At 59.6% G+C, this 12194-nt stretch carries 10 protein-coding genes and 2 pseudogenes; 9 read left to right on the top strand and 3 right to left on the bottom strand.

The window, feature by feature from the left end:
* Window positions 1-7: 7 nt before the first annotated feature.
* The 9 genes from CHB75_RS08105 to CHB75_RS22020 all read left to right on the top strand — a co-directional run bounded on the left by CHB75_RS08105 (window position 8) and on the right by CHB75_RS22020 (window position 10930).
* Window positions 8-787 carry an ABC transporter ATP-binding protein gene (locus CHB75_RS08105; protein WP_089270040.1) on the top strand — a complete coding sequence of 260 codons (780 nt, stop codon included), beginning with the start codon at window positions 8-10 and terminating at the stop codon, window positions 785-787.
* Window positions 777-1583: an ABC transporter permease gene (locus tag CHB75_RS08100; protein WP_089270228.1), complete on the top strand. Its 807-nt coding sequence runs from the start codon at window positions 777-779 to the stop codon at window positions 1581-1583. Before CHB75_RS08105 ends, CHB75_RS08100 begins: the two co-directional genes overlap by 11 nt.
* Window positions 1584-1627: 44 nt before the next feature.
* Window positions 1628-2668, top strand: a complete 1041-nt coding sequence (locus tag CHB75_RS08095) for a LacI family DNA-binding transcriptional regulator (protein ID WP_089270039.1) — start codon at window positions 1628-1630, stop codon at window positions 2666-2668.
* 326 nt (window positions 2669-2994) lie between these two features.
* The gene (locus CHB75_RS08090; RefSeq protein WP_089270038.1) at window positions 2995-3702 is read left to right on the top strand and encodes an ABC transporter ATP-binding protein; all 708 of its coding nucleotides are present in this window, start codon (window positions 2995-2997) and stop codon (window positions 3700-3702) included.
* Entirely contained in the window at window positions 3702-6065 is a 2364-nt protein-coding gene (locus CHB75_RS08085) for an ABC transporter permease (protein WP_089270037.1), read from the top strand. The genes CHB75_RS08090 and CHB75_RS08085 overlap by 1 nt, the downstream gene beginning before the upstream one ends.
* A 5-nt stretch (window positions 6066-6070) precedes the next feature.
* Entirely contained in the window at window positions 6071-7297 is a 1227-nt protein-coding gene (locus tag CHB75_RS08080) for an efflux RND transporter periplasmic adaptor subunit (RefSeq protein ID WP_089270227.1), read from the top strand.
* Between the two features lie 214 nt (window positions 7298-7511).
* Window positions 7512-9539: a CTQ-dependent glycine oxidase GoxA gene (gene goxA / locus CHB75_RS08075; RefSeq protein ID WP_217898772.1), complete on the top strand. Its 2028-nt coding sequence runs from the start codon at window positions 7512-7514 to the stop codon at window positions 9537-9539.
* Entirely contained in the window at window positions 9536-10615 is a 1080-nt protein-coding gene (goxB, locus tag CHB75_RS08070) for a glycine oxidase maturase GoxB (RefSeq protein ID WP_089270035.1), read from the top strand. The genes goxA and goxB overlap by 4 nt, the downstream gene beginning before the upstream one ends.
* Before the next feature lie 33 nt (window positions 10616-10648).
* Window positions 10649-10930: a hypothetical protein gene (locus CHB75_RS22020; RefSeq protein ID WP_245840844.1), complete on the top strand. Its 282-nt coding sequence runs from the start codon at window positions 10649-10651 to the stop codon at window positions 10928-10930.
* A 24-nt stretch (window positions 10931-10954) separates the two neighbouring features.
* On the opposite strand, the gene CHB75_RS21635 is transcribed toward CHB75_RS22020, so the two are convergent.
* The 3 genes and pseudogenes from CHB75_RS21635 to CHB75_RS08060 form a co-directional block, all read right to left on the bottom strand.
* Entirely contained in the window at window positions 10955-11116 is a 162-nt protein-coding gene (locus tag CHB75_RS21635) for a hypothetical protein (RefSeq protein ID WP_176439088.1), read from the bottom strand.
* Window positions 11117-11383: 267 nt separating this feature from the next.
* Window positions 11384-11762: pseudogene (locus CHB75_RS22015) on the bottom strand (transposase); the annotation flags it as partial.
* A gap of 59 nt (window positions 11763-11821) precedes the next feature.
* A pseudogene (locus tag CHB75_RS08060) lies at window positions 11822-12194 on the bottom strand (integrase core domain-containing protein); the annotation flags it as partial.

The raw sequence follows: 12194 nt of genomic DNA, 5'->3' as shown, positions 1-12194 counted from the left end.
AATACCCATGCCTGAAACACCGATCCCGAAGCTGAAACTATCGGGTGTGTCGCGCAGTTTCGACGAGAACCTGGCGCTGGCCCCAACCGACATCGAAATATCAGAGGGCGAATTCATCTGTGTCGTCGGTCCTTCGGGCTGCGGCAAAAGCACGATGTTCAACATCATTGCGGGGGTATTGCAGCCCAGCGCGGGCCGTGTCGCCCTGGATGGGCGTGACATCACCGGCAAGGCCGGCGAGGTCGGCTATATGCTGCAGAAAGACCTTCTGCTGCCGTGGCGTACCGTGCTCGACAATATTTGCCTTGGCGCGATCCTGCATGGCCGCACCACACGCAAGCAACGCGCAGAGGGCGTTGCCCTGGCCAATCGCTATGGCCTTGGCGATTTCATCAACCATTACCCGGCGGCACTTTCGGGTGGCATGCGCCAGCGCGTTGCGCTGATGCGGACCCTTGCCATGCACCGCGATGTCCTGTTGCTGGACGAACCCTTTGGCGCGCTCGACAGCATGACGCGGATGGCCATGCAGAAATGGCTGCTTTCGGTCTGGGCTGCCGAGAAACGCACGGTGGTTTTCGTCACCCACGATATCGACGAGGCGATCTTTCTTGCCGATCGTGTGGTGGTGATGTCGCCGCGACCGGGGCGCATCCGCGACATTCTACCTGTGACGCTGCCGCGCCCGCGGGGACGCGATGTCTATACCTCGAAGGAATTCCTTCACCTGAAGGATCAGATCATGACCTATATCTATGACGATGGGGAAGCCACTGATGCAGCTTGATAAACAACCTGTCTGGAAGACGATCCTCTATCCGCTGATCGCCTTCCTGTTGGTCATCGGGATCTGGTGGGTGTCGGTGATCGCCTATGACATCCCACGCTATGTGATGCCCAGTCCCGGCGACGTCTGGGCGCATATCCTCGACGACCACGTCGCGCTCTGGATCGGCTTTCGGGTCACTTTCAAGGAATTCATCATCGGCTTTGTGCTTGGTGCATTTTCCGGCTTTGCCATGGCGGTTGCCATGGATGCATCCAAAACCGTGCGAGGCGTGCTTTATCCGATCCTGATCTTCAGCCAGGCGGTGCCGATTATTGCCATCTCGGCTGCTCTGACGATCTGGTTGGGCTTTGGTCTGGCTCCGAAACTGGTCATTGTCGCACTGGTGGTCTTCTTTCCTGTCGTGGTGAACGTGCTGGACGGCCTTCGGTCGGTGGATGCAGATTTGCTGCGACTTGCACGTTCGATGGGCGGCAATACCTGGTCGATTTTCCGTCATGTGAAAATGCCCGCGACTCTGACGCCGCTTTTCTCCGCGCTCAAGCTGTCTGCGACTTTTTCGGTGACGGGTGCCGTGATCGCGGAATGGTCGGCATCCACCAGCGGTGGGATCGGCGCCTATCTCATGCAGGCAAATTCGCGGCTGAATACATCCGGCACCTTTGCCGCTATCGCTTATCTGGCATTGCTGGGGCTGGTGGCTTTTGTGCTGGTCATCGCAGTGGAACACCTGCTGACGCCCTGGCGGCACAAACCCACGGTTCCACGCTGGTCGTCTCGCTTCTGGCGAAACTGAGGGCGTGGTGCTAAAGCCTTCTGGAGGCGAGGGGTTTTTACCGCATGGATGACGCCAAACAGCGTGACAAAAGCCGACCCACAATCAAGGATGTCGCGGTCGAGGCGCGGGTCTCTGTCGGCACCGCGAGTGCCGTGTTGAACGGTCGCGCCAATGTGGCCCGTGAGACCCGCGACCATGTCGAGGCTGTGATGAAACGCATGGGCTATGAGCCCAAAAGTGCCGCCCGCGCCATGCGCCGCAATCTTGTGTCGTCGATCGGGTTGATCGTCCCCGACCTGCGCAACAGCTTTTTCTCTCAGGTTGCCGAAGGCGTGCAGCGTGGCATTGCGGGTCATGATATCCTCATGACCCTGTGTTTGAGCTGGGCTGAATCAGAACGCGAAGAATATTTTGCCCAACTGCTGCGCAGCCAGCGTCTGGATGGGGTGGTCTATCTGTCCGGAACGGGCCTGCCTTCGACATCGCTGCTGGAACTGACCAAAACCGGGACGGTTGTCTTTGTCGACGAAGTGCTGCCAGGCGTCGATTGTCCGTCGGTTTGTAGCGATAACCGCCGTGGTGCCCGCGAGGTGGCACGCTGCGTGCTGGATGCGGGCCATACCGAAATCGCCGTGATTGAAGGCCCCCGACGCCTCTGGACGGCAGATCAGCGCCTGTCGGGATTTAGAGAAGCGATTTCGTCATGCGGGTTGGATCCGGACAAGATGCGTTACCTGCTGGGGGATTATACTGAGAAATCGGGTTATCAAGCTGCGGCAGAGCTGTTTTCGGGCGAGGAGGGTAATTGGCCGACGGCAGTGATCTGCGCCAACGATCAAATGGCGCTCGGCGTGCTGGATTTCTGCGGAGAAGCCGGGATATCGGTCCCTCAGGCGGTTTCTGTCACCGGTTTTGACGATATTGCAGAGGCACGCCGGACCCGTCCAACATTGACCACAGTTTCGCAGCCCGGTTTTGACATGGGTCGCGCGGCGGCGCATCTTTTGCTCCATTCGATTGGCGTTCGAGCCGAGCCACCAGAGCGCTGCGATTTTGATACCAATGTACGTATCCGTGGCAGCGTTTCCAAACCGCCAAAGTGAGCGCGAAGCCAGAGTTGGCGGCGATCATTTTGGCTGCAAGGCTTCTCCGGTAGTGTGTTGCACATCCACAGGCAGGATTTTCACCAATTCATATGCCTGCCTCAGGTGCGCGCGTCCCGTGCGGGACCGGACCAATGCGGCTTTGAAAACCGGCTGCAATTCCTATTGTCCGGCTCGGTGCTGAGAAGGCATTTACGTCCTGATCGGGGCACCGTCGAAAATCGGTAGACCAAGGGCAACCATGCCTACCTTGCGGCAGATCAATACTGCGGCTTGCGTCATCTTTTACAAACATCGGGAACGAAACAGGAAGTCAGCTCCACCCGATGCGGATGCCCATTCTCAGAACTGACGATGTCACCAAAGTCTACCACACCGGAGCGGTGGACGTGCATGCCTTGCGCGGCATTGATCTTTCTCTTTTCGAAGGAGAGGTCGTGGTGCTTCTGGGCGCCTCGGGTTCTGGCAAATCCACTCTGCTCAATATCCTCGGCGGGCTCGACAGACCCAGCGAAGGTCACGTCTTCTTCCGCAAGGAAGATCTCACCGGCCTGTCGGACGGCGCCCTGACGGAGTTCCGGCGTGACCATGTGGGTTTCGTGTTCCAGTTTTACAATCTTGTTCCCAGCCTCACTGCCCGCGAAAACGTGGCGCTGGTGACCGAAATCGCCGAAAACCCCATGTCGCCGGAAGAAGCACTGGAGCGCGTGGGGTTATCGGACCGGATGTCGCATTTCCCGGCGGAGCTTTCGGGCGGCGAACAACAGCGCGTCGCTATCGCGCGCGCCATTGCCAAGCGGCCGGACATCCTGCTTTGCGACGAGCCGACAGGTGCGCTTGACAGCAAGACTGGTATTACCGTTCTGGAAGCCCTCATCGAGGTAAATCGCAGTCTGGGCACGACGACCGCGCTGATCACCCATAACGCCGCAATCCGGCGGATTGCGCACCGTGTCATATACATGGCCGACGGTCGCATCTCGCGTATCGAGGAAAACGCCAATCGGGTCGCTCCGTCCGAGGTCAGCTGGTGATGCGTGCGCTCGACCTCAAATTACTGCGGGACCTGCGCCATATCTGGGCCCAAAGCCTCGCCATCGCGCTGGTTCTGGCGTGCGGTATCATGGTCATGATGCTTGCGTCCGGGACCCAGCGGTCGCTGAACGAAACGCGCGCGGTCTATTACGAACGCCACCGCTTTGCCGATGTCTTCTCTAGCCTCACCCGCGCCCCGAAACAGGTTCTGGATGAAATCGCCCGGATCGACGGCGTGAAGCGGGTGGAAGGGCGCGTCGTTTTCACAGCACTTCTCGATCTTGAAAACATGACTGAACCGGCTTCGGCCCGGGTGATTTCGCTGCCTGCCTCGGGCGGGGCCATCCTGAACGTGCCACTGATCCGTCATGGCCGGTTGCCCGAGGCGCTGCAACAGGACGAGGTCGCCATTTCCGAACCCTTCGCCGAGGCTAACGAACTCAGGCCGGGCGACACCTTTCGCGCCATTCTCAACGGCCGCAAGCGCGAACTGGTGGTGACTGGCATCGTGCTGTCGCCCGAATATATCTATACAATCGGCGCTGGCGCACTGATGCCGGATGACCGGCATTTCGGCCTGATCTGGATGCGCGAAACCGCCGCCGCCCCGGTCAAGGATCTCGAAGGGGCGTTCAACGATCTCACCCTCAGCCTGTCGCGCGACGCCAACGAGGCCGCCGTCATCGACGCGGTGGATCGCATTCTTGCGCCTTATGGCGGCACCGGTGCCTACGGGCGGGACCGGCAGGTGTCGAATGTCTTCATCGAGGGTGAGTTGAAGCAGCTGGGGGCCTTGGCCACGGTGCAGCCGCCGATCTTTCTGGTTGTGTCGGCCTTCCTGGTGAACATGGTTCTCGGTCGTCTCGTCGCACTTGACCGCGCGCAGATCGGATTGTTCAAGGCGGTGGGGTACAGCACCCGGACGATTGCGCTGCACTATCTCAAGATGACCGCGGGCATCGGCATCCTTGGCGTGTTGATTGGCTGGGGCTTTGGCTGGTGGCTGGGCCGCGAGATGACCGAGATGTATACCGAGTTCTTTCGATTTCCCTGGCTGCTTTATCGCCCCGGCCCCGGGCCGCTGGTGATCTCGGGCATACTGGGCATGGCGACCGTGATCATCGGTGCCCTGCGCGCGGTGCGCGCCTCTGTTCGGCTTGCCCCTTCGGTCGCGATGTCGCCGCCTGCGCCCCCCCGTTTTCAACGCGGCTGGGCCGACAGTCTGGGGGAAATGCTCTCTCTGCGTCAAACCACGATGATGATCGTTCGCTCGATTATCCGCTGGCCGGGGCGCGCGGCTGTGACGATTTTCGGGGTTTCGGGATCCGTTGCCGTTCTGGTGGTGTCGTTCTTCACCTTCGATGCGATCGATCTGATCATGCAGGAACTCTTTGACGAAACAAACCGGCAGGATGTCACGCTCACCCTCAGCGGCAACTTGAATGACAGCGCGGTGATCGACGCGGGCAATCTGCCCGGCGTGCTGCGGGCCGAAGGCATCTATGCCATTCCGATCCGGTTGGTGAACGGCACGCGCACGCGGCTTGTGACACTACAGGCGCGCGCGCCGGGGGCCGCGCTGACCCAGATCCTCGATCCCGAAGGTCATCCGATCACGCCGTCGACCGCGGGTGTTGATCTACCCGAAGAACTAGCCCGGCGTCTGGGCGTCGCGCCGGGCGACAGCTTGCGCCTCGACTTGCTGAGCCCGCCGCGCGAGACGTGGCAGGTGCCCGTCGCCTCGGTATTCCGCCAGAGCCTTGGGCAGGATGCCTATCTGGATCGCGAAACACTGTTTCACTGGCTGAGGCAGACACCGCAGGTCAACATGATTCATCTCGCCATCGACCAGAACCGGCTGGCTGATCTGCAAGCCAAGGTGCAGGAAACCCCGGCCATCGCGGGCTTTACCCTGTGGGAAGATGTGCGCGCCGAATTCGTCGACACCCTCACCGAAAGCCTTGTCTCCATGTCGCTGATCTTTGCCACACTCGGGATGCTGATCACGGTCGGGGTCATTTACAACGCCGCCCGCATCCAGTTGGCCGAGCGCGCCCATGAATTGGCGAGCCTGCGCGTGCTGGGATTCCGCCGGTCCGAGGTAAGCTATGTTCTGGTGGTCGAACAGATGGTGCTGACCGTCTTCGCAATTCCACTGGGATGGCTTGCCGGATACGGTTTCGCGCTGCTCATGGCAGAGGGCTTTTCCACTGATGTGGTCACCATCCCGGTTGTCGTCACCCAACGCACCTTTGCGCTGGCCGCTCTGATCGTAATAGGCTCGGCTTTGGGCGCCGTTCTGTTCGTCAGGCGCAGGCTGGACCGCATCGATATTGTCAGTGCATTGAAACAGAAAGAATGAACCAGATGCGTATGCTTCGGATCATCGCAGGCATCTCGCTTGCCGCAATCCTCCTTGGGACGCTTGTCTGGGCGCTGCTGCCCAAGCCAGTGCTTGTTGACCTTTCCGAAGCCCGGCGCGGCCCGATGGAAGTCACCGTCGCGGGCGAAGGAGTCACCAAAGTGCGCGAAAAGTGGGCGGTCATCGCCCCGGTGACGGGCAACACCCTGCGGTCCCCTGTCGATGTGGGTGATCAGGTAGCAAAGGGCAGTACAGTGGTTGCCGTCATTCAGCCGGGCGAACCTGCCTTTCTTGACGCGCGTGCCCGTCGGCTTGCCGAAGTGTCGGTTGAGGAAGCTGCCGCCGCAGTGCGGCTGGCCGAGGCCAACCTCACGCGTAGTGATGCGGAGCTTGCGCATATCGAGGTCGAGCTGGAGCGCACCCAGATTCTGGCCAAACGCGGTACGGTGTCTGTCACGATGCTGGAAGATGCCGAGCAAAGCGCGATAACCGCCCGGGCGGAACGGGACGTTGCGCTTTACGAACTGGAGCAGCGTAAAGCGACGAAGGTGCGCATGGAGGCCCAGCTTTCGGCCCCGACCATGCCTGATCCCGACAGCGAACCCGGCGAGTGCTGTCTTCGCATCACCGCGCCTCAGGATGGAATCGTTCTCGATGTTGTCGACGTCAACGCCCGGCTGGTCGAAGCCGGGACCGCCCTGTTGACCATTGGCGACCTGTCGGATCTTGAAATCGAGGTTGATCTGCTGTCCACCGACGCAGTGGAAATCGAAAGTGGCGCAGGCGCCTATGTCGAACGCTGGGGCGGCAAGGGCGTGATCAAAGCGCAGGTGCGCCGGATTGACCCTTCGGCATTTGCCCGCGTTTCGGCCCTGGGCATCGAAGAACAGCGTGTGCGCCTTCTGCTCGATATCCTATCCCCACCGGAGCAGCGGCAGGGGCTTGGTGACCAGTACCGGGTTTTTGTGCGCATCGTTACCTGGGCGGGCGAGGATGTCCTGCAGATCTCGCAAAGCGCGCTTTTCCGCCATGCCGAACGTTGGGCCGTCTTCGTGGAAGAAGATGGCCGTGCCGCGCTCCGCTATGTCGAGGTTGGCCACATGACGGGTGACACGGCGGAAGTCATGGAGGGGCTCGTGCCCGGCGAACGCGTCATCGCCTATCCCGGCGCCGCGATCCACAGCGGTGTCAAGATCGAACCCCGCGCCCTGAGCGAAGATCCCGGTGACTGAACCGCCGCCGCCCGCAGCTACCGAGCCGCAAGAGCTGAACCAGTAGCATCGCCACCGGGCAGTAGGTTCCGAAACGAGGATTTACTGCGGCGCAGCAAAGTCCCGCAGAGATGTCAGATCCAAGGGGTCCTCGAGTTCGTACACCTTCTGGTTGATTATTTTCGCCTTTACAGTGATGATCCCTATTCATCTAAATATTTTTTAGGATCACATTATGTCAGATCAAAAGTCTTTCAAATCGCGCCGCCAGTTTCTTGGTATGGCGTCCAGTGCAGCGTTGATCGCAGGCGCGCCATGGCCCGCCCGCGCGAACATCAATCAACAAAACGCTTACGCACTTGCGCCGCCGGACGCAGCCGTAGCCAAAGTGCGGATCTACCCGGCGCTTGGAATTTGCCGGGTTGGCGGGTCTGAAAAGTGGTTTTTTGCCCCCGAAGTGCCCGGTCTGCCACCCATGCCCAGTGATGGCAATTTCAAAGACGGATTGGAAAAGATCAAGAAACAGGTTCAGCGTTTCCGCGTCTATGCGTTCGATGCAAATGACGACATCATCGGTGAAGTGACCGGCGAGGGCATCACGTGGGGCGTTCATTTGGCAAACACAAAGGCAAATTGGTACGGGTTCAACAACCCGCTCGACAATGGTGATCTGGCCCCGGGACTGCCTTCGCAAAAAAGAAATCAGTACTTTGTGACAGATCAGGACCGAGAAGAGAATTTGATTATCGATGGCGGTGCGCGCCAGATCTCTGGCCTCGACACGAACCTTGCTGGCACCGACGCTGCGTACCAGTTTGCGGGCACTTTCTGGGGTGGCCAGTCTGACGCAGCAGCTGTCGGCCTGGGGAGGTTGCAGACCGACGACGCGGGACGTTTGATGGTGGTGCCGCCAGATGGTGTCTCGAATTCACCCAGCGGGGCCGCCATCACAAGTTTTGCCGATAACAATGCCTGGCATGATGATTGGTGCGATGGGCCGGTGACCGCAAACGTCAAAATTGGCGAAGAGGTGTTCGAAGCGGAGCCGTCCTGGGTGGCCTGCGTCGGGCCAAACTTCGCGCCCGAAATTCCGCCCATCACCACGCTTTATGACGTGATCGCGGATATGAACGTTCAGGAGGGATGGTCGGAGCTGCCGGAGCTGCCGCTGTCCTTCATGACATACATCTATCCGACATTCAGGCGGCTGGCACTGATGGAATGGGTGACGCAAGCCGCAAACCTGCGTCAGGGATGGATGGCGATTGGTGATCTTGGTGATCCAGAATATGTTGCGCAACTGGCCAATCCTGATCCTGCAAATGCCGCATTCCGCGAGCAGATATTCGATCTTTTCCGTGACCCGTACAATCTGAGCGACACCGCCTATCTCGAAGAGCGGCTGAAGATCCCTTATATGCTGGGGGACGGGGTCAATTATGACGGCAGCCCGCTGCAATGGTTCCAGTTTCCCAAGCTGCAATATGAATATCTGCGCGCCTGGGCCGCTGGACAATTCGTCGACGATTATGACGGCCAAGTGGCCGAGGATGTCGTGACGGACTACCAGACATTCGACGATATCCCATTGGAACTGCAGCCCGGCGCGCTGACTCAGGCAGCACTCGAACCGTGCTCGGGCGGCGCGTTCCACCCCGGCGTGGAGCTGACCTATTACCTGCGGCTCAAAGAAATGTATGCGCGCAATTACGATGATACGTCCGAGCCGTTTCGCATCGCGCACGGGGACCGTGCGAGCCTGAACCAGAACCTCGGTCGCCTGTTGACGCCCGAGGTCGCCTTTGGCGGATTTGACGGCACCCCGCCGCCAATCGGGCCCCAGATGGCGGGGGATCTGACACGCTGGATGGGGTTGCCTTGGCAGTGCGACGCATTCAGCTGCCAGCAGGTGCTGATGCAACAGAACTATCCCACCGCCGTCTGGTGGCCAGCTCTGCTGCCCATCGATGTGTTGCCGGAGCCCTACTATACAGCTGGTCTTGACGAGACCCTGTCAGAAGAGGAACGTGAAAAGTTTCTTGCCAACCGGGTCAACTGGTCGCGCGGCGCTGCGGGGATCGGATATCATGCCAATGGCAGTTACTGGGACGGGATCACCAATATGATTACCGTGTGGGAACGCATGGGCTTTGTCGTCAGAATGCCCTCCCCACGGGGCGATGTCTTTGTTGAAATGCAGCATGCCGACAACATGGAGACGCGGTTCGACTGGAACCCCGGACAGGGAATGCTGCCCAATTGATCCATGCGGTTGCCGTCCTGGGCGGAGGGATCGCGGGTGCTGCCGCCGCTTTGCGCCTCGCCCAGGGCGGCCTGCGCCCTGTTTGGATCGCTGCGGATCGTCGCGACACGTTCAAGCCGGGCGAGCATCTCAGCGCTGCCGCGATCCCATTGCTCAAAACCCTCGGGTCGGATGCCATGTTGCGATCCGAAGTGCACAGGCACGCCCACAGCACCTATTCGGCATGGGGCAGCGAGACATTAATCCAGCGCAACGCAATTTCTCAAATCGAAGGGGCTCCCATCGTCTTGGATCGCGGGGCCTTTGAGGATGCTCTTTCTGCGCAGGCGATCGCCGCCGGTGCCGAAAAGATGGAGCGCGACGTCGTTGATCTGCGCATTACTGACGGACATTGGCGACTGGACACGGGCGAGACGTGTATCGAGGCCAATTTCGTTTTTGATGCCACGGGGCGAAAGGCAATTGTCGCCTCAAAATTCTCGCCCCGGTTTCAGGCCGACAAGCTAAGCTGTCAGTACGCAGTGTTCTCCAGTTCCGACCGGGAAGAGCCCCGACCAGTCACCCTCATTGAGGCGGAAGAGCGGGGCTGGTGGTATATGTCTGTGCTTGCGGATCGCCGCGTTGTCGTGAATTTCTATTCGGATGCGGACCTGCCAGGATTTGACAGTACTGAATTGGACGCGAATGCGCGCAGAACAAAGGTTATATCCGCCTATTTGTCCGACTACGGCTATGGAAGTTCCGGCCATCCGACACGCATCACAACGAATAGCAGTTGGATAGCCCCGGCAATCGGGGCCGGTTGGGTCGCCATCGGTGATGCATCTGCAGCCTTCGATCCGCTGTCATCTCATGGCATGACCACAGCGCTATGGTCCGCAATCCAGGCCGCAGACGCTTTTGTCGCCCAGGATCGCCAGAAAATGCAGGCTTACGCCGAAAACGTGGCCAGCGGTGTGCAGGATTATCTGACCGCAAGATGCCACGTCTACAGTTGCGAGAAAAGGTGGGCCAACAGCCTGTTCTGGGCGCGGAGGCATTCCAACAGCGCAAAGGGCCCTGAAGCATCCGCCTAGTGCCAAGCCACATGGCTTTGACGCATAAATCTCGTGAGGGATTCATCTCGTGAAACCAGCCTGGTAGCAGAGCGGCATGATCAGATCGCGCCCCCAACCTGCGAAGCCAGGAACTGGCCAGCCTGCAATGAGGCGCTCAAGCGCCAGACGCCCGGGTTCGTCGAGAGCCTGTTGCGCCTGCTCAGCCTGAACCGGGCAGTGCCCGACTTCAGCACGCTATCGCGTCCCACTGGCAGACAGGCGAATCCGCAGGATGCTGGCGAGAGGGGGTACGGCAACCTCGCGTTCACCTATGCTGATCTTGTAGCCGCGTAGGGTATCGCCCTGCCGCCTGCGGCATTATCCGACTAGGTCATCGTTGAATGCATTCCACCCCGCAAAGCAGGGCATTGGCACCATGCCGTTGCGACGGGAATAGCTGGTCAGTCCTTCGATCTTGCCTTTGTTCATCCCCTTACCAGAGCGGCCGTAGATGTCGCCGATCACATAATACGATAACATTGCACTGACCCGCTGCGTCCGCTTTCGGGCTACGCCAGCAGCGATGATACCTTCCAACTTTGCCGCACCGTTGATCGCCACGCAGTCAAGTGATCGGCCATGACCAGATCGAAGCCGCGGCGCCCGATGTCTTGCTGTGGGGGACCTGTTTCTTATACGGAGCCGGGACGAGAAGCTTAAGGACCGGCCATGCTGGGTTCGACGCTTATTACCTTTCAAATATAGGTTTGAGGTGCTCCCCATTCATTGGACAGGCTCTGGCGCTTTTTAAGTTCTGATCTGCTCCTGCTGATCGGGTTGCGGTGCGGCGACTTTCAGCGAGTAGACCACCGCGGGTGGTTGTCCGCCAAGGGCTTGGTGCGGGCGGAGGTGATTGTAGAATTCCATCCATTTCCGGACACCCGCGTGGGCCTGAGACCCGGTCTCCCAGGCATGCAGATAGACGCACTCGTATTTCAGCGTGCGCCACAGGCGTTCGATGAAGATGTTGTCCAGGTTTGCCATCCATCGATATGTGGACGCCCATCCGCCGTAGGCGGTCTGTCCAGGCAAACGACGTGAATTGAGATCCTTGATCGCTGTTCATGATGTCCGGCGGTCCAAACCGATAGATGGCCTCGTTCAGCGCCTCGACGCAGAAGTCCGCTTGCCCGCTGACCGGCAGGTGGTAATCCTCCCGTTTTTAACGTGACGAGGTCGTAGAATTTACGCAGCCATTTTCAGTTTCTTGCGGGTGTGATGCCGCCGATGCCCATGTTCGGTCGGTCCGCTGCCCGGCAGTGGTTTGCGTGCAAACCATGAGAGGGGTTGTTGTAAGTCCAGAGCCACTGTGTGGCAAAGTGTTGGGTCTCCTTGATGCTGTTGATGATGTATTGGTCCAGCCATTCGTGCCTGACCTTGCGATTATAGCGCTCGATGCAGGCGTTCTGTTGCGGCTGGCCCGGCTGGATGTGCGCGAGGGCGATGCCGTGTTTCTCAGCCCATTCCAGCAGCGCATGGCTGATGTATTCAGGGCCGTTATCCACGCGGATGGTCCTGGGCTTGCCGCGCCATTCGATGATGTTGTTGAGGCTCCGGA

The sequence above is a fragment of the Puniceibacterium sediminis genome (assembly GCF_900188035.1).
Classification (GTDB): domain Bacteria; phylum Pseudomonadota; class Alphaproteobacteria; order Rhodobacterales; family Rhodobacteraceae; genus Puniceibacterium; species Puniceibacterium sediminis.
The sequence above is the reverse complement of the archived record's forward strand: the minus strand, read 5'-3'. Positions and strand labels throughout refer to the sequence as shown.

Coding starts and splice junctions, on each gene's coding strand:
- CHB75_RS08090 (WP_089270038.1), top strand. CDS start 2,995: ATGCGGATGCCCATTCTCAGAACTGACGATGTCACCAAAGTCTACCAC.
- CHB75_RS08100 (WP_089270228.1), top strand. CDS start 777: ATGCAGCTTGATAAACAACCTGTCTGGAAGACGATCCTCTATCCGCTG.
- CHB75_RS08080 (WP_089270227.1), top strand. CDS start 6,071: ATGCGTATGCTTCGGATCATCGCAGGCATCTCGCTTGCCGCAATCCTC.
- CHB75_RS08095 (WP_089270039.1), top strand. CDS start 1,628: ATGGATGACGCCAAACAGCGTGACAAAAGCCGACCCACAATCAAGGAT.
- CHB75_RS08085 (WP_089270037.1), top strand. CDS start 3,702: ATGCGTGCGCTCGACCTCAAATTACTGCGGGACCTGCGCCATATCTGG.
- goxA (WP_217898772.1), top strand. CDS start 7,512: ATGTCAGATCAAAAGTCTTTCAAATCGCGCCGCCAGTTTCTTGGTATG.
- CHB75_RS08105 (WP_089270040.1), top strand. CDS start 8: ATGCCTGAAACACCGATCCCGAAGCTGAAACTATCGGGTGTGTCGCGC.
- CHB75_RS21635 (WP_176439088.1), bottom strand. CDS start 11,116: ATGTTATCGTATTATGTGATCGGCGACATCTACGGCCGCTCTGGTAAG.